Source organism: Paraburkholderia strydomiana (assembly GCF_031456815.1).
Classification (GTDB): Bacteria; Pseudomonadota; Gammaproteobacteria; order Burkholderiales; family Burkholderiaceae; genus Paraburkholderia; species Paraburkholderia caledonica.
On record NZ_JAVDVL010000002.1, the window covers coordinates 581,272 to 602,466 of the forward strand.

22 protein-coding genes are annotated in these 21,195 nt (G+C 63.1%); 13 read left to right on the top strand and 9 right to left on the bottom strand.

Features of this window, described 5'->3' with window-relative positions:
* Positions 1–72 precede the first annotated feature (72 nt).
* Positions 73–558, top strand: coding sequence for a YajQ family cyclic di-GMP-binding protein (locus J2W46_RS08240; RefSeq protein WP_020069163.1), 486 nt, complete (start codon positions 73–75; stop codon positions 556–558).
* A 139-nt stretch (positions 559–697) separates the two neighbouring features.
* Here J2W46_RS08240 and plsY read toward each other — a convergent pair whose 3' ends face one another.
* Together plsY and ybaK are read right to left on the bottom strand one after the other, a co-directional pair.
* Positions 698–1,342 (bottom strand): glycerol-3-phosphate 1-O-acyltransferase PlsY, encoded by a 645-nt coding sequence (gene plsY / locus J2W46_RS08245; RefSeq protein ID WP_027778936.1) that lies wholly within the window; start codon positions 1,340–1,342, stop codon positions 698–700.
* Between the two features lie 161 nt (positions 1,343–1,503).
* Positions 1,504–1,995: a Cys-tRNA(Pro) deacylase gene (gene ybaK, locus J2W46_RS08250; RefSeq protein WP_310352756.1), complete on the bottom strand. Its 492-nt coding sequence runs from the start codon at positions 1,993–1,995 to the stop codon at positions 1,504–1,506.
* Between the two features lie 140 nt (positions 1,996–2,135).
* Between ybaK and J2W46_RS08255 the strand changes: the two genes are divergently transcribed.
* Positions 2,136–3,698 (top strand): class I adenylate-forming enzyme family protein, encoded by a 1,563-nt coding sequence (locus J2W46_RS08255; RefSeq protein ID WP_310352759.1) that lies wholly within the window; start codon positions 2,136–2,138, stop codon positions 3,696–3,698.
* Positions 3,699–3,748: 50 nt separating this feature from the next.
* Here the strand turns inward: J2W46_RS08255 and xerD are convergent, their stop codons facing one another.
* The 3 genes from xerD to queG all read right to left on the bottom strand — a co-directional run bounded on the left by xerD (position 3,749) and on the right by queG (position 6,493).
* A complete protein-coding gene (gene xerD / locus J2W46_RS08260) occupies positions 3,749–4,702 on the bottom strand; it encodes a site-specific tyrosine recombinase XerD (protein WP_087752908.1) in 954 nt (317 codons plus the stop codon).
* The gene (locus J2W46_RS08265) at positions 4,699–5,169 is read right to left on the bottom strand and encodes a methylated-DNA--[protein]-cysteine S-methyltransferase (RefSeq protein ID WP_310067629.1); all 471 of its coding nucleotides are present in this window, start codon (positions 5,167–5,169) and stop codon (positions 4,699–4,701) included. The genes xerD and J2W46_RS08265 overlap by 4 nt, the downstream gene beginning before the upstream one ends.
* Positions 5,170–5,245: 76 nt before the next feature.
* Positions 5,246–6,493 carry a tRNA epoxyqueuosine(34) reductase QueG gene (queG, locus tag J2W46_RS08270; protein ID WP_087752910.1) on the bottom strand — a complete coding sequence of 416 codons (1,248 nt, stop codon included), beginning with the start codon at positions 6,491–6,493 and terminating at the stop codon, positions 5,246–5,248.
* Positions 6,494–6,510: 17 nt separating this feature from the next.
* On the opposite strand from queG, the gene tsaE reads away from it, so the two are divergent.
* The gene (gene tsaE, locus J2W46_RS08275) at positions 6,511–7,083 is read left to right on the top strand and encodes a tRNA (adenosine(37)-N6)-threonylcarbamoyltransferase complex ATPase subunit type 1 TsaE (RefSeq protein WP_087752911.1); all 573 of its coding nucleotides are present in this window, start codon (positions 6,511–6,513) and stop codon (positions 7,081–7,083) included.
* Complete coding sequence (locus J2W46_RS08280; protein WP_087752912.1) at positions 7,065–8,678, top strand: N-acetylmuramoyl-L-alanine amidase; 1,614 nt, start codon at positions 7,065–7,067, stop codon at positions 8,676–8,678. Before tsaE ends, J2W46_RS08280 begins: the two co-directional genes overlap by 19 nt.
* 115 nt (positions 8,679–8,793) lie before the next feature.
* On the opposite strand, the gene J2W46_RS08285 is transcribed toward J2W46_RS08280, so the two are convergent.
* Positions 8,794–9,675, bottom strand: coding sequence for an O-acetylserine/cysteine exporter (locus J2W46_RS08285; protein WP_020069172.1), 882 nt, complete (start codon positions 9,673–9,675; stop codon positions 8,794–8,796).
* 175 nt (positions 9,676–9,850) lie between these two features.
* On the opposite strand from J2W46_RS08285, the gene J2W46_RS08290 reads away from it, so the two are divergent.
* Both J2W46_RS08290 and trxA read left to right on the top strand, forming a co-directional pair.
* Positions 9,851–10,726 (top strand): pirin family protein, encoded by an 876-nt coding sequence (locus J2W46_RS08290; protein WP_087752913.1) that lies wholly within the window; start codon positions 9,851–9,853, stop codon positions 10,724–10,726.
* Positions 10,727–10,823: 97 nt separating this feature from the next.
* Entirely contained in the window at positions 10,824–11,672 is an 849-nt protein-coding gene (gene trxA, locus J2W46_RS08295) for a thioredoxin (protein WP_020069174.1), read from the top strand.
* Positions 11,673–11,758: 86 nt separating this feature from the next.
* Here trxA and tcdA read toward each other — a convergent pair whose 3' ends face one another.
* Positions 11,759–12,610 (bottom strand): tRNA cyclic N6-threonylcarbamoyladenosine(37) synthase TcdA, encoded by an 852-nt coding sequence (gene tcdA, locus J2W46_RS08300; protein WP_310352767.1) that lies wholly within the window; start codon positions 12,608–12,610, stop codon positions 11,759–11,761.
* 220 nt (positions 12,611–12,830) lie between these two features.
* Between tcdA and pdxH the strand changes: the two genes are divergently transcribed.
* The 3 genes from pdxH (at position 12,831) to J2W46_RS08315 (ending at position 16,320) form a co-directional block, all read left to right on the top strand.
* On the top strand, positions 12,831–13,472 hold the full coding sequence (pdxH, locus tag J2W46_RS08305; protein WP_310352769.1) for a pyridoxamine 5'-phosphate oxidase: 642 nt from the start codon (positions 12,831–12,833) through the stop codon (positions 13,470–13,472).
* A 143-nt stretch (positions 13,473–13,615) separates the two neighbouring features.
* On the top strand, positions 13,616–14,830 hold the full coding sequence (locus J2W46_RS08310) for an SAM-dependent methyltransferase (RefSeq protein ID WP_020069177.1): 1,215 nt from the start codon (positions 13,616–13,618) through the stop codon (positions 14,828–14,830).
* Between the two features lie 71 nt (positions 14,831–14,901).
* Positions 14,902–16,320, top strand: coding sequence for a DUF72 domain-containing protein (locus J2W46_RS08315; RefSeq protein WP_310352772.1), 1,419 nt, complete (start codon positions 14,902–14,904; stop codon positions 16,318–16,320).
* On the opposite strand, the gene msrA is transcribed toward J2W46_RS08315, so the two are convergent.
* The gene (msrA, locus tag J2W46_RS08320; RefSeq protein ID WP_020069179.1) at positions 16,307–16,855 is read right to left on the bottom strand and encodes a peptide-methionine (S)-S-oxide reductase MsrA; all 549 of its coding nucleotides are present in this window, start codon (positions 16,853–16,855) and stop codon (positions 16,307–16,309) included. The genes J2W46_RS08315 and msrA overlap by 14 nt on opposite strands.
* Positions 16,856–17,110: 255 nt before the next feature.
* Between msrA and J2W46_RS08325 the strand changes: the two genes are divergently transcribed.
* Complete coding sequence (locus tag J2W46_RS08325; protein WP_027804823.1) at positions 17,111–17,620, top strand: flavin reductase family protein; 510 nt, start codon at positions 17,111–17,113, stop codon at positions 17,618–17,620.
* A 42-nt stretch (positions 17,621–17,662) separates the two neighbouring features.
* On the opposite strand, the gene J2W46_RS08330 is transcribed toward J2W46_RS08325, so the two are convergent.
* Complete coding sequence (locus J2W46_RS08330) at positions 17,663–18,178, bottom strand: Lrp/AsnC family transcriptional regulator (protein WP_020069181.1); 516 nt, start codon at positions 18,176–18,178, stop codon at positions 17,663–17,665.
* A 129-nt stretch (positions 18,179–18,307) separates the two neighbouring features.
* Between J2W46_RS08330 and kynB the strand changes: the two genes are divergently transcribed.
* The 3 genes from kynB to kynA are packed head-to-tail and all read left to right on the top strand — an operon-like array spanning position 18,308 to position 21,186.
* The gene (gene kynB / locus J2W46_RS08335; RefSeq protein WP_020069182.1) at positions 18,308–18,946 is read left to right on the top strand and encodes an arylformamidase; all 639 of its coding nucleotides are present in this window, start codon (positions 18,308–18,310) and stop codon (positions 18,944–18,946) included.
* A gap of 37 nt (positions 18,947–18,983) precedes the next feature.
* Positions 18,984–20,234 carry a kynureninase gene (gene kynU / locus J2W46_RS08340; protein WP_087752916.1) on the top strand — a complete coding sequence of 417 codons (1,251 nt, stop codon included), beginning with the start codon at positions 18,984–18,986 and terminating at the stop codon, positions 20,232–20,234.
* 10 nt (positions 20,235–20,244) lie between these two features.
* A complete protein-coding gene (gene kynA, locus J2W46_RS08345) occupies positions 20,245–21,186 on the top strand; it encodes a tryptophan 2,3-dioxygenase (RefSeq protein WP_087752917.1) in 942 nt (313 codons plus the stop codon).
* Positions 21,187–21,195 lie beyond the last annotated feature (9 nt).

Consider the following 21,195-nt stretch of genomic DNA (forward strand, 5'->3'; position numbering starts at 1 on the left):
GTGATTATAGCGAGTGCCACACGACGAGCCGACCGGCTGCGTCGCGCACCGCCGCACTATTGGGAGAATGCAATGCCATCGTTTGACGTCGTCTGCGAAGCGAACATGATCGAAGTCAAGAACGCGATCGAGCAGTCCAACAAGGAAATCTCAACCCGCTTCGACTTCAAAGGGTCCGACGCGCGCGTCGAACACAAGGAAAACGAAATCACCGCCTACGCGGACGATGACTTCAAGCTCGGCCAGGTGAAAGACGTGCTGCTGTCGAAAATGGCGAAGCGCAACGTGGACGTGCGCTTTCTCGACTACGGCAAGATCGAGAAAATCGGCGGCGACAAGGTCAAGCAGGTCATCAAGATCAAGAAAGGCGTGTCCGGCGATCTGTCGAAGAAAATCGTGCGACTCGTGAAAGACAGCAAGATCAAGGTTCAGGCGAGCATTCAGGGCGACGCGGTTCGCGTCACCGGAACAAAGCGCGACGATTTGCAAAGCGTGATCGCGATGTTGCGCAAGGACGTGACCGACACGCCGCTCGATTTCAACAACTTCCGCGACTGAGCGTTTGTTCAAGAAGCGCGACGGCGCGTAAGCCTTGGCGGGCGCTGCAGCGGCGAGCGAGCGCATTGCAAACGCAAGCAACAGTTGCAAAGGCATGGCACCCGCAGGACGCAGCCGCGCGCGGCCGCAACCCAGCCGCTCAACGATCCTCGCCCGCCCCTGCGCTCGCAGCCGCAGCCGCCTTTTTCTTGTCGCCGATGCGGCTTTCCTCGCCGCGCATCAGCTTGGCGATGTTGCCGCGATGACGCCACACGAGCAGCGAGCTCATCACGACAATGGCCAGGGCAATGATGTGCGGCCCGAACAGGAAGCCGTCGAAGATCGGCGCGAATACTGCCGCTGCCAACGCGGCGAGCGACGAATAGCGCGTGAAGAACGCCACGATCAGCCACGTCAGCAGCGTTGCCACGCCCAGGATCGGGTTGATCGCGAGCAGCACGCCGGCTGCCGTTGCCACGCCCTTGCCGCCCTTGAAGCGGAAGAACACCGGATACAGGTGACCCAGAAACACGGCGACGCACGCAATCGCCACCGACGTATCGTCGAGCCCGTAATGGGCGCCGAAATGCACGACGAACCACACCGGCAGCCAGCCTTTGAAGGCGTCGCCGATCAACGTCAGGATCGCGGCCTTCTTGCTGCCGCTGCGCAATACATTCGTCGCACCGGGGTTGCCCGAGCCGTAGGAGCGCGGGTCGTCGAGCCCCATCGCGGCGCTCACGATCACGGCGAACGACACCGAACCGATCAGGTAGGCAACGACAGCAACGATCAGGTTTTGCATCTGTGACTCTTAAAAGGATCGGCGGTCTGCAACTGGATACCTCAACCGCTCGGGGAACGAAAATCGCAACGGAACGTGACGCAATGCAGCGGACCAAAGAGGCGGACCGAGCGGCGCACATTCTACCGAACGCGCGCTCGCTACGAACATTCAAGCAAACGTCAATCGACGCTCGCGCACTGCACCGGCTTCGCTGCCAGCAGGTCGGTGAGCACCTTCGGCTCGATGCTGATGAGAAAGCCGCGCCGGCCGCCGTTCAGCCAGATTCTTTCCATCTCGAGAATGCTCGACTCCACGTACACCGGCATCTGCTTGCGCGTGCCGAACGGCGAGGTTCCGCCGATCAGATAGCCGGAATGACGATTCGCCACCTCGGGCTTGCACGGCTCGACGCGCTTCGCGCCAATCTGCCGCGCGAGGTTCTTGGTACTGACAGTACGGTCGCCATGCATGAGGACGATGAGTGGCTTGGCATGCTCGTCTTCCATGACGAGCGTTTTCACCACATGATGTTCGTCCACGCCCAGCTGGCGCGCCGATTCACCTGTGCCGCCATGCTCGACATAATCGTATGGATGCTCGCCGAAAACGACGCCGTGACGGCGCAGGAACTGCGTGGCAGGCGTTTCGGATACGTGTCTGGATTTGCTCATCGGCGCATTGTAATGGCGAGTTTGCGCAACGGCTATTTGCCGAATGGTCAATTGTGCGGCTCGATGCATTGTGGCACGATCGTTCGAAAATCTTCCGGCGCGATGCACGCCGGGCGCGCAATTGCATTCAGGAGACGCCCTTGAGTACCGCTTCGCCTTTACGCTCCACGATCGACGTTCCCGCTCTGCTGGCTGCCCTGCCCGCGCGCATCTCCGATATTCCCGCGCTGGCGGCCGGGCGCGATCCGCAACACGTCGCGTTGATCGAAGACGGACGCCGTCTCACCAACGCCCAACTGGTTCAGGCCGTCGAGGCCACCGCTGCGTTGCTTCGCGATTGGGGTGTGCGTGGCGGCGACCGGGTCATGATAGTGGCGGAAAACAGCATCGCGCAGATCGTGCTGCTCTTCGCGACCGCGCGGCTCGACGCCTGGGCGCTCGTGTCGAATGCGCGCCTGTCGGCGTCCGAGCTTGATGCGATTCGCGCGCACGCGCAGCCGCGCGTGACGGCCTACGTGGTGGAAAGCTCAGCCGACGCCGGTCAGCACGCGCAGCGTCATGGAGCAAGCGCAGCGCCAGACGTCGCGCCGGGTATCGGCGCGTGGTCCTTCACGGTGGACACGTCCGCGCAAGCCGAACCGGTGGAAGCCGCGAACGGCCGTCAATGCGCGGCGCTCATCTACACGACCGGCACGACCGGCGCGCCAAAAGGCGTGATGCTCTCGCATCGCAATCTGCTGTTCATCGCCGCGGTATCGAGCCGCCTGCGCCAGGTCCGTCCCGACGATGTCGTCTACGCCGTGCTGCCGATCTCGCATGTGTACGGCTTTGCGTCTGTGTGTCTCGGCAGCCTGTACGCTGGCGCGACCTTGCGCCTCGCGCCGCGCTTCGCGCCGGGAGCGGTGCGGCGCGCGCTTGCCGACGAACGCGTGTCGATTTTCCAGGGCGTGCCGGCCATGCATGCGAAATTGATCGAACATTTGCAGACGCACGGGCATGCGTGGCACGCGCCGCATCTGCGCTTCATCTATTCAGGAGGCTCGCCGCTCGACGCCGCGCTGAAAGCGCACGTCGAAAGCGTCTACGGTCTGCCGCTGCATAACGGCTATGGCATGACGGAGAGCAGTCCCACGGTCTCACAGACCATGCTCGACGCGCCGCGCCGCGACTGCTCGGTGGGCCAGGTCATTCCGGGCGTTGAAGTGCGTTTCGTCGGCCTCGACGGCGCCGATGTCGCAGTCGGCGAAACCGGCGAGCTGTGGGTGCGCGGCCCGAACGTGATGCTCGGCTACTATCGCAACCCGCAGCAAACGCGCGCCGCCGTGACCCAGGACGGCTGGCTGAAAACCGGCGACCTGGCGCGGCAGGACGCCGACGGCGCGCTGCATATCGTCGGACGCAGCAAGGATCTGATCATTCGCTCCGGCTTCAACGTGTATCCCGCCGAGGTCGAGCACGTGCTCAACGCGCATCCGCAGGTCGTTCAGTCGGCGGTGATCGGACGCCCCGTCGAGGGCAACGAAGAGGTTATTGCGTTCGTCGAACTGGCGGCGAATGCAAGCGTGACGCCGGCTGAACTGATTGCCTGGTGCGTCGAGCGCCTCGCGCCCTACAAGCGGCCCGCCGAAGTGAAGGTGCTTGCCGCGTTACCGGCTGCATCGACGGGGAAGATTCTCAAGCACCGGCTGCGCGAATTCCTCTGAAGCCGCAACGGACGACAGCGACAGCGGCAACGGCCGGCGCATAACCACGGTCACCCACGCGGATGATGCTGCGCATGCAGCGACTTCAGCCGCTCGCGCGCCACGTGCGTGTAGATCTGCGTGGTCGAAATATCGGTGTGCCCAAGCAGCAATTGCACCACGCGCAAGTCGGCGCCGTGATTGAGCAAATGCGTTGCGAACGCATGCCGCAACGTGTGCGGCGACAACGGAGCGTGCACACCGGCCACCGCGGCATGTCGCTTGATGATGTTCCAGAACTGCTGGCGCGTCATGCCCTCGGCACGGCTCGTGACAAACAGCGCGTCTGCCGCGCGCGCGCCGAGCAGCGCCGGTCGTGCGTCGCGCAGGTAGCGCTCGATCCAGGCGTGCGCCTCTTCGCCGAACGGAATCAGCCGCTCTTTCGAGCCCTTACCCATTACGCGAACCACGCCTTCGTTCAGACCGACTTCCACCGTCTTCAGCGTGACGAGTTCGGTAACACGCAAGCCGCTCGCGTACATGAGTTCGAGCATCGTGCGATCGCGCAGACCCAGGGCGGTCTCGATGTCGGGCGCGCCGAGCAACGCCTCGACTTGCGCTTCGCTGAGCGTCGACGGAAAACGCGGCGGTTGTTTCGCCGAACGGATGCGTAACGTCGGATCGACTTTCGCGCGATGCTCGCGCACGGCCCACCCGTAGTAGCGTCGAAACACCGAGAGTCGCCGATTCGCCGACGTCGATTTGTCTTTCTGACGCGCGGCGCTGTACGCGTTCAGATCGGCCTCGCTGGCGGTGTCGAGCGACGCGTTGCGCGTTTGCGCGAGCCATTCGCTAAAGAGACGCAGGTCGCGGCGGTATGCGTCGAGCGTGTTCCGCGACAGACCGTGTTCGAGCCAGAGCGCGTCGCAGAATGCGTCGATCGACGCGGAACTCGTCGCGAACAAAGGCGACGATAGCGGCGACGGCGATTGCGCGCTCGCGTCTTCAACCAGGGTATCGCTCATGCGTAGGGAAGGCCTTCATGCGTCAGCAGCCAACGCTTGACGTTGCGAAAGAAACCGTCTTCGGCGTGATGCGCGAATCCGCCGATGCCGCTCGAACTCACCACGCGATGACATGGAATGACAATGGGAAAGTAGTTGGCGCCGCACGCCTGGCCGACCGCACGCGGCACACTGCCGAGTTGCCGGGCAAGCTGGCCGTAGGTCACCACGGCACCCGGCGGAATCTTGCAAATTGCCTGCCACACGCGTCGCTGGAAAGCGGTACCGACCGGCGCGAGCGGCAGTTCGAATGTCGCCGACGCCTCGCTGAAATACCGCTCGATCTGCTCGACCGCCTGTCGCGCCAACGGCGTGTCAGGCGCGACGTTCTGCATCGACTCGGGCAAATAGACGATCTCGCGCACGGCCTCGCCTTCGAGGCGAATGCCGACCTTGCCGAACGGCGCGTCGATCACTGCGTTGAACATGGCGCCTCCTGACTCGCGCGACGATGATTCGAGACGTACAACAGACTCGCGGATTGCCGATACTTTACGCCGCTTTTCATACCGCTTCGAGCGCCCATTGCACGTGCTCGCGCACCACGTGAGACGAGTCGTCGGCGCGGCGCTCGAGCGCCTCTACAATCGCCTTGCGGGCGTCCGCACTCAAACTCTCGCGCGGTGCACGCAGCGCGTTGCCCATGCCCACGGCGAGATTGCGCAGCCAGCTTTCGTAGCCGATACGGCGGATCGCACTGCCCTGCATGCGCGTGTCGAACTCGTCTGCGCTCCAGCCGAACAGTTCCACCAGCGACGCGCGATCGAGCCCGTGCCGCACGTCGAAATCGGCGACCGGCGCAGCCTGCGCGAACTTGTTCCACGGACACACGAGCTGGCAATCGTCGCAGCCGTAAACGCGATTGCCGATCAGCGGACGCATGTCGACGGGAATGCTGCCCTTCAGTTCGATGGTCAGATAAGAGATGCACAAGCGGGCATCCACCTTGTAAGGCGCGACGATCGCGCCTGTCGGACATGCGCCGATGCAGCGCGCGCAACTGCCGCAATGCGAGCCCGGCGTTTCGGGCGCGTGCTCCGGCGACGTCTCCGCGTCGGTCGGCAAAGGCACATCGACATAAATTTCGCCAAGGAAGAACAGCGAACCCGCATCGCGTTGCAACAGCAGCGTATGTTTGCCGCGCCAGCCGATGCCGGCCTTTTGCGCAAGCTCCACTTCGAGCACCGGCGCGGAGTCGGTAAACACGCGATAACCGAACGCGCCGATCTCCACCTGAATTTTCTCTGACAGATGTTGCAGACGGTTACGCATCACCTTGTGATAGTCGCGGCCGCGCGCATAAATCGACACCACCGCGGCCGACGGATCGGCCAGGCGCGCGTGCTCGACAGCCCGCCAGTCCTCGCTGGGCGGCACTTCCTGCGGTTCGCTTTCGTCCGGCTTTCCGCTCATTGCATGGGCGGGCAAATAGGCGATGCGAGCGGTAATCACACGTAGCGTGCCGGCCACAAGCTCGGCAGGCCGCGCGCGTTTCATACCGTGTTTCGCCATATAATCCATCTCGCCGTGGCACCCCGCTTCCAGCCAGGCTGCAAGCGGCGCTTCGGCAGCGGAGAGATCGGTGTCGCTAATGCCGATCGCCCCGAAACCCAGTTCACGGCCCCACGTCTTGATGTTTCGCGCGAGCGCACGCAGCGCCGCTTCATCGAATTGACGCTCGGCGCGCGCCTCGTCGCAAGACGTCGGCGCATTGGGCGCAGGGGACACGGGAGACTCCGGACTTCGGTTCATCACGCCATTTTACGAGAATGCCTGACCATCCCGATCGCGCGATCGCGCCGCCCGCCGAAGTTCTGCTCGAACGCGCCTTCGCGTTCGCGGACGAAGCCGCCACGCTCGCATTCGGCGAGCGCTTCGCACGGGCCATCGAAAGCGTCGCCGTCGCAGCACAAGGCCAGGTCAGCGGCCAGGCTGCTCAGGCATTCCACGGTCTACAAGTACAACTGGTCGGCGATCTCGGCGCCGGCAAAACCACACTCGTGCGCGCCACGTTGCGCGGCCTCGGTCACACGGGCCGCGTGCGCAGTCCCACGTACACGCTCGTCGAGCCCTACGTGCTCGAGCGACCCACCGGGGAACTCGCGCTTTATCACTTCGATCTGTACAGATTCACCGATCCGGCCGAATGGGCCGACGCCGGCTTTCGCGAGTATTTCGACAGCGGCGCGGTCTGCCTCGTCGAATGGCCACAACGCGCGGGGCGTCTTCTCGGCGTGCCGGATCTCGTCTTCTCGCTCGACCTGGATAGCGAGGGCGACGGCCGCGTACTCGTCGCACGGGCATACAGCGAAACAGGAAAGGCATGTCTCGAAAGATGTTGATCAAACCGTTCCGCTCGATTGAATCAGCGGCAACCGCAACGCATAACTGGCGGCGCCGGCAGATTCTGTGCGCGGGCGCATCCACGCTTGTGCTCGGTCTCGTCGCACCGCGTCTTGCACTCGCCAGTTCGGTGCTCGGCGTGCGCGTATGGCCCGCGCGCGACTACACGCGGGTGACGATCGAATCCGATCAGCCGCTGCAAAACGCGCAGCAGTTGCTTCAGGGTCCGGACCGGCTCGTGGTCGATCTCAGCGGCCTCGATCTCGACCAGGCGCTGAAGGACCTCGTCTCGAAGATCACGCCGAACGATCCGCAGATCCAGTCGGTGCGAGTCGGCCAGTTTCAGCCGCACGTCGTGCGTATGGTGTTCGACCTGAAGGGCTCGGTGAAGCCACAGGTGTTCGCACTGCCGCCTGTCGGCGCGTACAAGTACCGGCTCGTGTTCGACCTGTATCCCGCCGTCGCACCCGATCCGCTGATGGAACTGCTCGCGCAGAGCGAGCGCAAGCAGCAAACGCTGAACGAAGAAAACAACGCGCCGCCGGCCACGTTGAGCGGCCCGGGCACGACGCCGCCGGTCGCCGACAACAGCGAAGCGTTCTTCGAGCGTTATGCGCAAAACGGCGGCAGCGGGTCGGCGCCGAGCGTGCCACGTCCACCCGCGCACGGCGCACCCACGCCACTGCCGCCGATCCCGCCGATCATCGCGAAGCCGGCGACACCGGGCGCTCCCGCGTCACCGCCCAGCGCAATCGCGCGCAATAAAGGCAGCGGTAGTAACGGTAGTAACGGTGGCAACAGCGCTAGCAGCCTCGGCAACGACGACGACGCGAGCGACGACACCTACGCGTTCACCACGCCGAAGCCGGGCAAGAGCAACACGGTCCGCCTACTGACTGTCGCGATCGATCCCGGACATGGCGGCGAAGATCCGGGCGCAATCGGCGGCTCGGGCACTTACGAAAAGCACGTCGCGCTCGACATCGCCAAGAAGCTGCGCGCGAAGATCGACGCGCAGCCGAACATGCGCTCCATGATGACTCGCGACGCCGACTTCTTCGTGCCGCTGAACGTGCGCGTGCAAAAGGCGCGGCGCGTTGGCGCAGACCTGTTCGTGTCGATCCACGCGGACGCGTTCACCACGCCCGAGGCGCGGGGCTCGTCGGTGTTTGCGCTGTCGGAGCACGGCGCGTCGAGCGCAGCCGCGCGCTGGATGGCGAACAAGGAGAACTCGTCGGATCAGATTGGCGGCATCAACATCAAGTCCGCCGACGCGACCGTCAACCGCGCACTGTTCGACATGTCCACCACCGCGCAGATTCGCGACTCGATGCGCTACGGCAACTTCGTGCTGAAGGAGATCGGCGGAATCAACAAGCTGCACAAGGGCTCGGTCGAACAGGCGGGATTTGCGGTGCTGAAGGCGCCGGATATTCCGTCGATCCTCGTGGAAACCGCGTTCATCAGCAACCCGGACGAAGAACGCCGCCTGAACGACGACGCGTACCGCGACAAGATGGCGGACGCGATCATGACGGGCATCAAGCGTTACTTTGCGGCGAACCCGCCGCTCGCGAAGAACCGCATGACGTGACGCGCGTATAGTGCGCTGTCATTTGACGACGCATACGACGACGCATACGACGACGAAAAAAAACGGCCGCAGCAATGCGGCCGTTTTTCCTTCCCTTCTCGTTCAGTAGCGCGATTCAACGCGCCGGCGACAGGCGCTGAGCGACCCATCCGCCGAACACGTTGACCGCGAGACCTGCCATTACCAGTACCGCGCCGGCGATCTGCGCGCCGGAAAGCCGTTCATCGAGAAAGAGAGATGCAGACGCCAGGCCGACGATCGGCACGAGCAGCGAAAACGGTGCGACCTGGCTCGCCGGATAGCGCGACAGCAGACGGCTCCACAAACCGTAGCCGATCAGCGTGGCGATGAACGCGAGATAAACGATCGCGAAGATCGACATGGCGCTGATACCCGACAGCGCCGCAGCGATTCGCTGCGGGCCCTCCAACGCATACGACAGCGCCAGGAACGGCAGCGGCGGAATCAGGCTGCCCCACACCACGAGGCCGACCAGATCCACCTTGCCGACTTTCTTCGTGACGATGTTGCCGAGCGCCCACGAACACGCGGCGCACAGCGTGAGAAGGAAACCGGCGAGCGTCATGGCGTGACCGCCTTGCATGCCTATCACGGCGAGCCCGGCAGCTGCAATCAGCAAACCGGCGACGTTCGGCAAGCGGAAGCGTTCGTGCAGGAAAAACGCCGCAAAGATCAGCGTGAAAAATGCCTGCGCCTGCAATACGAGCGACGCGAGCCCCGCAGGCATGCCGACGTACATGGCCGAGAACAGGAAGGCGAACTGCCCTAAGGAGATCGTCACGCCGTATGCCAGCAGCCAGCGCCACGGCAATTGCGGACGCTTGACGAAAAATATCGCCGGAAACGCGGCGAGCATGAAGCGCAGCGCGCCTAGCAGCATGGGCGGCACGCCATGCAAGCCCACCTTGATTACAACGAAATTGACGCCCCACGCGATCACCACGATCAGCGCGAGCAGCAGGTCCCTGGGTGACATCCCAGTCTCCAATTGATTATTGAACCTGCCAGTTTAGCGGAGGGTGGCGGGACACGTGATTGTTCGTGCTACGGATTTTCGGAGCAGGACTGTGCTGCGAAACGTCGTCGTTGCGCCCTCCGCAGTAGAATCGTCCATTGAGAAATTTCTTCCTCCTTATTCAGCCGAGCCCGCCATGTCCTCTTCGATCAAAGCAGTTCTCAAACCGCATCTGCGCGATGTCGGCAGTCTGACTGTGCGGCGCGTGCTGCCTGCAATGGCCGCGCGGCTGATCGGACCGTTCATCTTTTTCGACCACATGGGACCGGCGACGCTGGAACCGGGCGTCGGCCTCGACGTTCGTCCGCATCCGCATATCGGCCTTGCCACGGTGACCTTCCTGTTCGAAGGCGCGATCATGCATCGCGACAGTCTCGGCTCCGAGCAGAAAATCATCCCCGGCGACGTCAACTGGATGACGGCCGGGCGCGGCATCGTCCATTCCGAGCGCACGCCCGCCGAGGACCGCGCGAACGGCCAGACCATCCACGGCATTCAGACGTGGGTCGCGCTGCCGCTCGAAGACGAAGAGGTGGAGCCGTCGTTCGCGCATCACGCCGCCGACACGCTGCCGGTGGTCGAGCGCAACGGCGTCACGCTGCGCGTGATCGCCGGCACGGCCTTCGGCGAAACCTCGCCTGTCACGACGTTTTCCGGCACGTTGTATGTCGCCGGCGAGTTCGCGCCGGGCAGCGCCTTCGCGCTGGAACCGGAGCACGAGGAACGCGGCGTGTATCTTGTCGACGGCGATCTGGAAATCGACGGCACGCCGCTCGAAGTCGGCCAGATGGCAGTGCTCGCGCTCGACGAGACCGTCACCCTCGCGAGCACGCACGGTGCGCGCGTGATGGTGCTGGGCGGCGAGAAACTCGACGGTGAACGCTTTATCGAATGGAATTTCGTCGCGAGTTCGCGCGAGAAGATCGAAGCCGCGAAAGTGGCATGGACCAATCAGGAGATGGGCAAAGTGCCGGGCGAAACCGAATGGATTCCGCTGCCGCAAAAGCAATGACGGCCAGTCCCGGCGACGGCGCGGCGCGCATTGAACATTGAATCCACGCCGTTCGGCCCCAACTAGCAGACAAACCGTTTTTATCGACGAGGACGCAATGGACACCACTTTGGCCACATTTGAAAAGGACGTCATCACGGCGTCGACACTGGCCCCTGTGCTGGTCGATTTCTGGGCGCCGTGGTGCGGCCCCTGCAAGACGCTTGGCCCGATGCTGGAAAAGCTCGAAGCCGAAGCCGCCGGCAAATGGAAGCTCGTCAAGGTGAACGTAGACGAGAATCAGGAACTCGCCGCGCACTTCCAGGTGCGCAGCATCCCGCACGTCATGGCGTTTGCCGACGGCCAACCGGTGGATCAGTTCATCGGCGTGCTGCCTGAGGGCCAGCTGCGCGAATTCATCGAGCGGCTCGTGCCGCAAGGCGCGGATGCCGCGCGTCTCGAGGCGCAGACCGCGCTCGAAGAAGGTCGCCGCGAAGACGCTTACGATGCGCTGGAATCCGCGCTCGCCTACGACCCGGGCTTCGACGAAGCACGCATGGATCGCATCGAGATGCTGCTCGACGACAACCGCATCGACGAGGCGCGCAACGAAGTCGATCTGCTGTCGCCGAAAACCACGCAAGGCATCGACGCGCGCTTCAACGCGATCAAGACGCGGCTCGACGCCGTGGATGCCGCAGCCGACCTGCCGCCCACCGACGCACTGGAAGCGCGCGTCGCAAGTCATCCGGACGATCTGGAGGCGCGTTTCGATCTGGCAAGCGCGCTGATCGCACGCCGCAAATACGAGGGCGCGCTGGAACATCTGCTGGGCATCGTGCAGCGCGACCGCACGTTCCGCGACGACATTGGCCGTAAGACCATGCTCTCCGTGTTCGATCTCGCCGCGCATCAGCCGGAGCTGGTGTCGCAATGGCGGCGCAAGCTAAGCGCGGCGCTGTACTGAAGCGAGTCTAGGCACCCGCACCTCGCGTGCGGCGTCGGGCTGAATTCCGGCTCGTGCCGCACGCCGCTTGCCGCGCCAGAAACGCATCACCCCGCCTGTTTCGCCAAGGCACGCAGCACATGCGCGGCGGCGGCGAAACCAAAACTCGCCGTCACGCAAACGCTCGAACCGAAGCCCGCACAGTTCAGGCCGATCGGCCCCGTATGACCGGGCGACGTGGTGACGTGCTCCGCTTCCGCATCGATATCGCAGACCGCCGCCTCCGGGTAGATGAGCGGCTCGTCCGAATACACCGCGCTCACCTTGAATTTCGCTTTCGGCCCGCGCGGAAACCCATGCTGTTTCCGCAACTGCTCACGCACCTTGGACAGCAACGGGTCCTGAATCGTCAACGCAAGATCGTCGATGCGAATGCGCGTCGGATCCAGCTGGCCGCCCGCGCCGCCAATCGTGATCAACGGCTGCTTGCGCTCGACGCACCACGCGATCAGCGCGGTTTTGGTGCGCACGCTGTCAATCGCGTCGATCACATAGTCGAAGCCGCCGCCGAGCGTCGCCGCGAAATTGTCGGGCTCGACAAAGTCTTCGACGAGGCGCACGTCGCAGAACGGATTGATTGCCGCGATGCGCTCAGCCATCGCTTCGACTTTCGGTTTTCCGTAGTTGCCGTCAAGCGCGTGAATCTGCCGGTTCGTGTTGCTCTCGGCGACATTGTCGAGATCGATCAGCGTCAGTGTGCCGACAGCGCTGCGCGCCAACGCTTCGGCCACCCACGACCCGACTCCGCCGATGCCGATCACCGCGACATGCGCGCTTTCGAAAGCGGCGAGCGCCGGCGCGCCGTACAGACGCGCAATGCCGCCGAAGCGCCGCGCACGGTCGGCGGTTTCACTCCCGTCGAGGCTGGTAGTAAGATCAGATTGCGCGGTGGTCGACATGATGGGACTCATTGAACAGGCAGGAAACGGACGCGCTTCTAGATCGCGCAGCCGTATTTTGCCTGAACGCCTGCATGAGCATTGCCGCCGCAATCACCCTGTCGCGCTCCGGGGCATTACCCGATCATGCACGCCGGGCCTGCGTCGCGCTTGACCCAGTCGCGCGCAAAAAATTAATGCCTTAGCTATACTGCCCTGACTGTAGCGTTCGCATAACAACATGACCTCACTCGCCGAACTTCGAAAAAACTATTCGCTGGGTTCTCTGGACATCGGCGACGCAGATCGCAACCCGTTCCGGCAATTCGACGTCTGGTTTCAACAGGCTGTCGACGCGAAGCTGCCCGAACCGAACACGATGACGCTCGCCACCGTCGACTCGCGCGGCCGGCCTTCGGCGCGCATCGTGTTGATCAAGGGCGTCGACGAACGGGGCTTCGTGTTCTTCACCAACTACGAAAGCCGCAAAGGCCGCGAGCTAGCCACCAATCCGTACGCGAGCCTGCTGTTCTACTGGATCGAGCTCGAGCGGCAGGTGCGCATCGAAGGGCGCGTCGCCAAAACGAGCGCGGAAGAAAGCGACGCGTATTTCGCGTCTCGTCCGGCCGGTTCGCGAATCGGCGCATGGGCATCGAATCAGAGTCAGGTGATTGAAAGCCGATCGCAGCTCGAAACGCGCGAACGCGAAATGCGCCTGCAATATGGCGATGAACCTCCCCGTCCGCCGCATTGGGGCGGTTATCGTTTGGTGCCCGAAGCAATCGAATTCTGGCAAGGTCGGCCGTCGCGTCTGCATGACCGCCTGCTTTACACGCGCGTAAGCGAGAACAGCAACTGGCAGATCTCCCGTCTCTCGCCGTGAATCGACACAAACAATGCCGCCAGCGCGCAGCCAACGCAGCAGCGCGCGGCGCACGGATCGCATCTCGCGGCATGGGAGTCGCGCCGCATTGATTTGCGCTCCACACAAGCTTCGCTTTAGTTCAACGGACACGGAGAGATCGCATGTTCTGGGAGAAAAAGCTGGCGCAGTGGGTGGAAGAAGTAAAGACCAAGGCTGACTTACCAGCACGGCTCGTGCTGTGGGACGGCCAGCAACACGACTTCGGGCGGTTCGCCGCGCCTCAGGTCACGTTGCATGTGAAAAGCGCGACGGCGCTGCCTTACCTGCTCGAACCGAGCCTCGACAATCTGGGCGAGGCGTACGTCAAGGGCAAGATCGACATCGAGGGCAAGCTCTCGGACATCATCAACGTGGGCTATCAGCTCGCGCGCAATACCGTCACGAGTGCGAGCAAACTCGCACGCATGCGGCGCTATTTCCAGCATTCGAAAGCGTCGGACCGGAAGGCGATCCAGTATCACTACGACGTCTCGAACGAGTTCTACAAGCTGTGGCTCGACGAGAACATGGTGTACTCGTGCGCGTACTTCGAGAACGGCAATGAAGATCTGGCGACCGCGCAGATCAAGAAAATCGACCACATCCTCACCAAGATCCAGTTGCAGCCGGGGCAGCGCCTGCTCGACATCGGCTGCGGCTGGGGCGCGCTGGTGCTGCGCGCGGCGCAGAAATTCGGTGCGCAATGCGTGGGCGTGACGCTGTCGCAGAACCAGTTCGATCTCGCCACGGCGCGTGTGAAAGCTGCGGGCCTCGAAAATCAGATCGAGATTCGTCTGCAGGATTACCGCGACGTCGAAGGGCAGTTCGACCGCATCACGAGTGTGGGCATGTTCGAGCACGTCGGACGCAAAAATCTGCCGGGTTATTTCAGGAAGATGCACGACCTGCTCGCCGACGACGGCGTCGCGATGAACCACGGCATCACGTCGAGCGACTCGGATAGTGGCGAAACAGCGCTTGGCGGCGGCGAGTTCATCGACCGTTATGTGTTTCCCGACGGCGAGTTGCCGCACATCAGCCTCGCGCTCGAATCGATGCAGCGCGGCGGGCTCGAAGCGGTTGACGTCGAAAGCCTGCGCCGTCACTATGCGCACACGCTCGACATCTGGGCGGAGAATTTCGAGGCGCATGCGGAAGAAGCCCGCAAGCTCGTCGACGACGAAAAATTCCGCATCTGGCGCGTCTATCTGGCCGGCTGTGCGTACGCATTCGAAAACGACGACGTCTCCATCTATCAGGTCGTATGCCGGAAGGCCGGCCGCAGCGCTAAAACCCTGCCGTGGTCGCGCCGCTACATGTACGAGAAGCCGCTGTGACGTGAGCGCCGCAGCGTCGTGCACCAGCGTGCCGCCGCGGCGCAAACTACTGAACAGCAGGTCGAATCTCGATGGGCCAGAGCGGGACAAGCGAAGTGGAACAGGCGCCGGGCGAGCCGGAAGCGCCACTCCAGGCGGACGTGCAAAGCGAAGCGGTACAGTTCGATCTATTCGGAATGCCGGTGGAACCGGCGGTCGCATTGGCGGTTGCATCGGCGGAAACCGAAGCGCGGGCGAAGTCCTCGCGCACTGTGTCCGGCGATCCATTGCCACACGCGCAAGAGGCCGCCTCTCAGTCTCCGGCCGCCAACTCCGCCCCCGTGCCGAAGCCCGCGAGCCGGCGCGGTGCGCGGGAGAAAGCCGCCGCCGCGTCGCTCTGGCAGCAGGACGAGCAGCAGGACCGGCTGCAGGACCGGCTGCAGGAAGAAGCGCCGACATCCGCCGCTGCAAACCCGCCGCCAGCCGATACGCCAAAGAAGCGGCGCACGAAGGAGATCCTCGCCGCCCCGCCCTCGCCGGAGGTGCTCGCACTCGCCGCGCAACTGCCGCCGCAAGTGCACCTCGGCACATCGACATGGTCGTTTCCCGGCTGGAACGGCATTGTCTACGGCGATGAGTACAGCAACAGCAAGCTCTCGCGTGACGGCCTCACCGCTTACGGCGCGCATCCGTTGCTGAAGACAGTCAGCATCGACCGGTCGTTCTATCAGGCGCTCACGGTCACCGAATACCTGCGCTACGCGCAGCAGGTGCCCGAGCATTTCCGCTTTATCGTGAAAGCGCCGATGACGATCACCGACGCAACCGTGCGCGCCGAACGCGGCGAGCCGGTATCGCTGAACCCATGCTTTCTCAACGCGCAGATGGCGATCGACGACTTCGTCACGCCGTGTCTGGAAGGTCTCGGCGAAAAGGCCGGGGCGCTGGTGTTCCAGCTGTCGCCGCTGCCCGACCAGATGCTCGCGCAGCCGGCCGCGTTCATAGAACGGCTCGGCGACTTTCTGATGGCGCTGCCGAAGCTGCCGCAAGGCACCTGCTATGCAATCGAAATCCGCGACGCCAGTCTGCTCACGCCTCGCTTCATTCGTACGCTCAAAGCGGCGGGCGTGCGCTACTGCGTGGGCATCCATGCGCGGATGCCCGACCCTCTGCGGCAGGCGGCGGCGCTCGCGCTGCTGGACGGCGAACCGGCCGGGCCGCTAATCGTTCGCTGGAGCCTGCATGGCGGATTCAAGTATGAGCAGGCAAAGGCGAAGTACGAGCCGTTCGACCGGCTCGTCGATCAGGACCCTGCGACGCGCGCGTCGCTCGCCGAACTGGCCGCGCGTTATGCGCTTGCCGGACAGCCGGTGGTGATCGCGGTCAACAACAAGGCTGAAGGCTCAGCGCCGCTCAGTTGTGTGGAACTGGCGCGCGAGATCGTCGAAGCCTGTGCGCGGCTTGCACACGAGCACGAATATCTCGGCGCACTCCCCGTCAGCTCGCCTTGATGCGGTGCGCGAACTTCTGACGGAACTTCGCGACCTTCGGCGCGACCACGAACGAGCAGTAGCCCTGATTCGGATGCTGCGCAAAATAGTTCTGATGATAGGCCTCGGCGGGCCAGTAGTTGCCGTCGAGCGGCAGTACCTGCGTGACGATCTGGCCGTCGTAGATGCCCTGCTCGCCGATCTCGCGGATTGCCTGCAAAGCCGTCTCGCGCTGCGCGTCGGAGTGCGTGAAGATCACTGAGCGGTATTGCGTGCCGACGTCGTTACCTTGACGGTTCAACTGCGTCGGATCGTGGATCGCGAAGAATATATCCAGAATCTCGCGATAGCCGATCTTCGCCGGATCGAAGTCCACCTTGACGACTTCGGCGTGGCCCGTCGCGCCATCGCACACCTGTTCATATGTCGGACGCTGCGTCTCGCCGCCTGCATAGCCCGACTCCACGGAGTTCACTCCCTCGACGCCCAGATAAACCGCTTCGAGGCACCAGAAACACCCGCCACCCAAGGTGGCGACTTCGCCTGTCTGACTCATGCTGCTCGCTCCTTCAAGCTCGTGATCGGCCTATGCCGCTTCCGCTTCGCCACAGCGCTTATGGTGCCGGCGCAGTGTTCAGCTTAGCGGGTTTTGCGATGCGCCGTTCTGTGTCCGGCCGGTGCATCGCGATTGCAGTTAAAATTGGGGCAAATCGACGATTTTCACTATGACTTTCGAATTATCTGTTTCCCGCTGTGCGGGCAAGCGCTTTAACGCGGCCTCCCGTCTACGTGCATCCACGGCCTGCGCGCAATGAAGCGAGCCAGCCCGCCCAATTTCGACCAGGCCGCCTTCCGGCAGGCGCTCAGCCAGTTTGCTACCGGCGTCACCGTGATCACAACGCGTGCGGCGTCAGGGCAGTTGATCGGCATCACCGCCAGTTCGTTTAATTCGGTTTCGCTCGACCCGCCGCTCGTGCTGTGGAGCCTCGCAACGCGCTCGGCGTCCATGCCGGTGTTCCGCACGAACAGCCATTACGTCGTCAATGTGCTGGCCTCGTCGCAACTGGATCTATGCAAGCGCTTTGCCACCGTCAAAGGCGATCGGTTCGAAGGCGTATCGCACGCGGCGGGCGACACGGGCATGCCGGTACTCGACGGCGCGCTAGCCTGGTTCGAGTGCCACAACCGCAGCCGTTACGAAGAAGGCGACCACGTGATTTTCGTCGGCGAGGTGGAGCGTTGCGGGGTGCATGAGAATGCGGCGGAGATCGCGCCGCTCGTGTTTCAGAACGGCCAGTTTCACGGGCTCAAACCGCTGTAACCGTTTTTAGCGCCTGCAACGGCGCCAACGCGAGGCAGCGCCTCAACGGTCGTTGTGCGGCGCGCCGTGCCCGCCGGTTTTCGTGACCAGCGACACCGGCACGCCCGAATCTTCCTTCAAAGTCTGCAGCACGATATTCGAGCGAATATCCATCACTCCCGGCGCCTTATAGAGACGCTCCAGGACGAAATCCGAATAGTGCTTGAGGTTGTGCGCAAGAACGCGCAGCAGGTAGTGCGTCTCCCCCGTCACGACAAAGGCGCCGACCACTTCCGGCCAATCGCGCAGCGCATCGGCAAAGCGCTCGTGCCAGTTCTGCTGGTCGTTGCGCATCGACACCTGCACGAACGCTTCCAGTTCGAACCCCAACACCTCGCGGTTCAGACACGCGCGGTAGTGTTCGATGACACCCTGCTCTTCCAGTAGACGCAAGCGCCGCAGGCACGCCGACGGCGACAGCGAGATGCGCTCCGCGAGATCGAGATTGCTGATTCGTCCTTCTTGCTGGAGCACCGCCAAAATACGGCAATCGGTGGCGTCGAGCGAGATCGCGTTCATATTCGGTCTCCCTTTCCCATTTGTCTCAAATTATGTTCCAAGACACGGCTCGGAAGGAGATTTTTTCGCAATCACATTTCGCGGTCAGACACCTATCATTCCCTATAGACATCAACCGCAGATGGAGACATGCAGACACTCTGGGACATCACCCCCGCCGTCGATACGGCAACGCCGGTCTGGCCTGGCGACACCCCCGTTGGCATCGAGCGCGTCTGGCGAATCGAGGCCGGGTCGCCTGTAAACGTCGCACGCCTGACTCTCTCGCCGCACACCGGCGCCCATACCGACGCCCCCTTGCACTACGACGCAGCAGGCGCCGCGATTGGCCATGTACCGCTCGACATCTACCTCGGACGATGCCGCGTGATTCATTGCATCGGCGCCTCGCCTGTTGTGACGCCACAACACCTGGATGGTTTGCAGGGCGACTTGCCACCGCGAGTCTTACTGCGAACTTACAGAAATGCGCCGACTGCGGCGTGGGACAGCGGCTTCTGCGCCGTCGCGCCTGAGACGATCGACCTGCTGGCGGCGAACGGCGTGAAGCTGATCGGCATCGACACGCCTTCGCTCGATCCACAGGAATCGAAAACGATGGACGCGCATCACCGCGTTCGCGCGCACGGCATGGCCATTCTTGAAGGCATCGTTCTCGACGACGTCGCTCCCGGCGACTACGAGCTGATCGCGCTGCCGCTGAAACTGACCACGCTCGACGCAAGCCCCGTGCGCGCAGTGCTTCGCGCGCTCCCAGACGCGCACTGATTGTTGAATCCGCATCATCCGACTGAACGAGACCACCATGAAACACCGCGAAGAAGCATTGGCGCTCGATAGCGCCGACCCGCTCGCAACATTACGCGACCAGTTCGCGTTGTCTGCGACCACTATTTACCTCGACGGCAATTCGCTGGGTGTGCCGCCCGCCGCAGCGGCGCAACGCGCACAAACCGTGATCGCCGCCGAATGGGGCGAGGGTTTGATCCGCAGCTGGAACGCCGCGGGCTGGTTCGCGTTGCCGCGGCGCCTCGGCAACAAGCTTGCGCCGTTGATCGGCGCCGCTGAAAACGAAGTGGTCGTCACCGATACGATTTCGATCAATCTGTTCAAGCTGCTGTCGGCCGCGCTGCGGCTCGCGAACGCACGCGACCCGAAGCGCCGCGTGATCGTCTCGGAGCGCTCTAACTTTCCCACGGACCTTTACATCGCGCAGGGCTTGATCGAGCAGCTCGACCGCGGCTATGAACTTCGACTCGTCGACGACCCGTCCGAGTTACCCGAGGCGATCGGCGAAGACACCGCGCTCGCGATGATCACTCACGTCAACTACCGCACCGGCTACATGCACGACATGGCCGCGTTGACCAGACTGATCCACGACCAGGGCGCGCTGGCGCTGTGGGATCTCGCGCATTCGGCCGGCGCCGTGCCGGTCGATCTGAACGGCGTGGGTGCCGACTATGCCGTGGGTTGCACGTACAAATACCTGAACGGCGGACCGGGTTCGCCCGCATTCGTCTGGGTGCCGCAGCGCCATCAGAACGAGTTTGCGCAACCGCTCTCCGGCTGGTGGGGGCATCGCGCGCCGTTCAAAATGGACCCCGCGTATCAGCCCGATGACGGCATTGGCCGCTTTCTGTGCGGCACGCAGCCAATGGTCTCGATGGCGCTCGTCGAATGCGGACTCGATGTTTTCCTGCAGACCGACATGCAGGCGATTCGCCGCAAGTCGCTTGCGCTGACCGATCTGTTCATCGAACTGGTCGAGACACGTTGCAGCGAATTTCCGTTGAAGCTCGTCACGCCGCGCGCACATTCACAGCGCGGCTCGCATGCGAGCTTCGAACATCCGCATGGTTACGAGGTCATGCAGGCGTTGATTGCGCGCGGCGTGATCGGCGATTATCGCGAGCCGCACGTATTGCGCTTCGGCTTCACGCCGCTGTATACGCGCTTCGTCGATGTATGGGATGCCGTCGAAACGTTGCGCGAGGTGCTCGTGCGCGAGACCTGGCGAGCACCCGAATTCGCCGCGCGCGGCGCGGTGACCTGAGGAGCGCGCGATGAACGATCACATGCAAACACCGGGCTTGCCCGAAGAAAAACCTGCGCAAGGTTGCCCGTTCGGTCATGGGCGCGCTGCGTCCGCTTCCGCTGACGGGCCGGCTACAGAAGCTGCTTCAGCCGATGGCTGGCACGACGCACAACTCGACTTCTCCGAGTCGATGAGTTACGGCGATTACCTGTCGCTCGGCACGGTGCTGGATGCGCAACATCCTTTGTCGCCCGATCACAACGAGATGCTGTTCATCATTCAGCATCAGACAAGCGAACTGTGGATGAAGCTCGCGCTCTACGAGTTGCGCGCCGCGCTGGGCGCTGTGCATCGCGATGAGTTGCCTCCGGCGTTCAAGATGCTTGCCCGCGTCTCGCGGATCATGGAGCAACTGGTGCAAGCCTGGAGCGTACTTGCAACGATGACGCCTTCCGAATACACGTCGATGCGTCCTTATCTGGGCAGTTCGTCGGGGTTTCAGTCTTACCAGTATCGGCAGATCGAGTTTCTGCTTGGCAACAAGAACGAGCAGATGCTAAAGCCGCATGCGCACCGTGCTGAAGTGCTCGCCGAGGTGAAGGCGTCTCTCGAGTCCCCGTCCTTCTACGATGAAGTAGTGAAGCTGCTGGCGCGTCGCGGCTTTGCGATCTCCCCTTCACGGCTCGCGCGCGACTGGACGCAGCCGACGGTTCATGATGCTTCCGTTGAAGCGGCCTGGCTGGAGGTTTATCGCAATCCTTCGAAGCACTGGGAGTTGTACGAGATGGCCGAAGAACTGGTCGATCTCGAGGATGCTTTCCGGCAGTGGCGGTTCAGGCATGTGACTACGGTCGAGCGGATCATTGGATTCAAGCAGGGCACGGGCGGGACTAGTGGGGCGCCGTATCTGCGCAAAATGCTCGACGTGGTGCTGTTTCCTGAGCTTTGGCATGTCAGGACTATGTTGTAGTTGTGTTGT

Coding starts and splice junctions, on each gene's coding strand:
- J2W46_RS08240 (WP_020069163.1), top strand. CDS start 73: ATGCCATCGTTTGACGTCGTCTGCGAAGCGAACATGATCGAAGTCAAG.
- plsY (WP_027778936.1), bottom strand. CDS start 1,342: ATGCAAAACCTGATCGTTGCTGTCGTTGCCTACCTGATCGGTTCGGTG.
- ybaK (WP_310352756.1), bottom strand. CDS start 1,995: ATGAGCAAATCCAGACACGTATCCGAAACGCCTGCCACGCAGTTCCTG.
- xerD (WP_087752908.1), bottom strand. CDS start 4,702: ATGAGCGATACCCTGGTTGAAGACGCGAGCGCGCAATCGCCGTCGCCG.
- J2W46_RS08265 (WP_310067629.1), bottom strand. CDS start 5,169: ATGTTCAACGCAGTGATCGACGCGCCGTTCGGCAAGGTCGGCATTCGC.
- queG (WP_087752910.1), bottom strand. CDS start 6,493: ATGAACCGAAGTCCGGAGTCTCCCGTGTCCCCTGCGCCCAATGCGCCG.
- tsaE (WP_087752911.1), top strand. CDS start 6,511: ATGCCTGACCATCCCGATCGCGCGATCGCGCCGCCCGCCGAAGTTCTG.
- J2W46_RS08280 (WP_087752912.1), top strand. CDS start 7,065: ATGTCTCGAAAGATGTTGATCAAACCGTTCCGCTCGATTGAATCAGCG.
- J2W46_RS08285 (WP_020069172.1), bottom strand. CDS start 9,675: ATGTCACCCAGGGACCTGCTGCTCGCGCTGATCGTGGTGATCGCGTGG.
- J2W46_RS08290 (WP_087752913.1), top strand. CDS start 9,851: ATGTCCTCTTCGATCAAAGCAGTTCTCAAACCGCATCTGCGCGATGTC.
- trxA (WP_020069174.1), top strand. CDS start 10,824: ATGGACACCACTTTGGCCACATTTGAAAAGGACGTCATCACGGCGTCG.
- tcdA (WP_310352767.1), bottom strand. CDS start 12,610: ATGTCGACCACCGCGCAATCTGATCTTACTACCAGCCTCGACGGGAGT.
- pdxH (WP_310352769.1), top strand. CDS start 12,831: ATGACCTCACTCGCCGAACTTCGAAAAAACTATTCGCTGGGTTCTCTG.
- J2W46_RS08310 (WP_020069177.1), top strand. CDS start 13,616: ATGTTCTGGGAGAAAAAGCTGGCGCAGTGGGTGGAAGAAGTAAAGACC.
- J2W46_RS08315 (WP_310352772.1), top strand. CDS start 14,902: ATGGGCCAGAGCGGGACAAGCGAAGTGGAACAGGCGCCGGGCGAGCCG.
- msrA (WP_020069179.1), bottom strand. CDS start 16,855: ATGAGTCAGACAGGCGAAGTCGCCACCTTGGGTGGCGGGTGTTTCTGG.
- J2W46_RS08325 (WP_027804823.1), top strand. CDS start 17,111: ATGAAGCGAGCCAGCCCGCCCAATTTCGACCAGGCCGCCTTCCGGCAG.
- J2W46_RS08330 (WP_020069181.1), bottom strand. CDS start 18,178: ATGAACGCGATCTCGCTCGACGCCACCGATTGCCGTATTTTGGCGGTG.
- kynB (WP_020069182.1), top strand. CDS start 18,308: ATGCAGACACTCTGGGACATCACCCCCGCCGTCGATACGGCAACGCCG.
- kynU (WP_087752916.1), top strand. CDS start 18,984: ATGAAACACCGCGAAGAAGCATTGGCGCTCGATAGCGCCGACCCGCTC.
- kynA (WP_087752917.1), top strand. CDS start 20,245: ATGAACGATCACATGCAAACACCGGGCTTGCCCGAAGAAAAACCTGCG.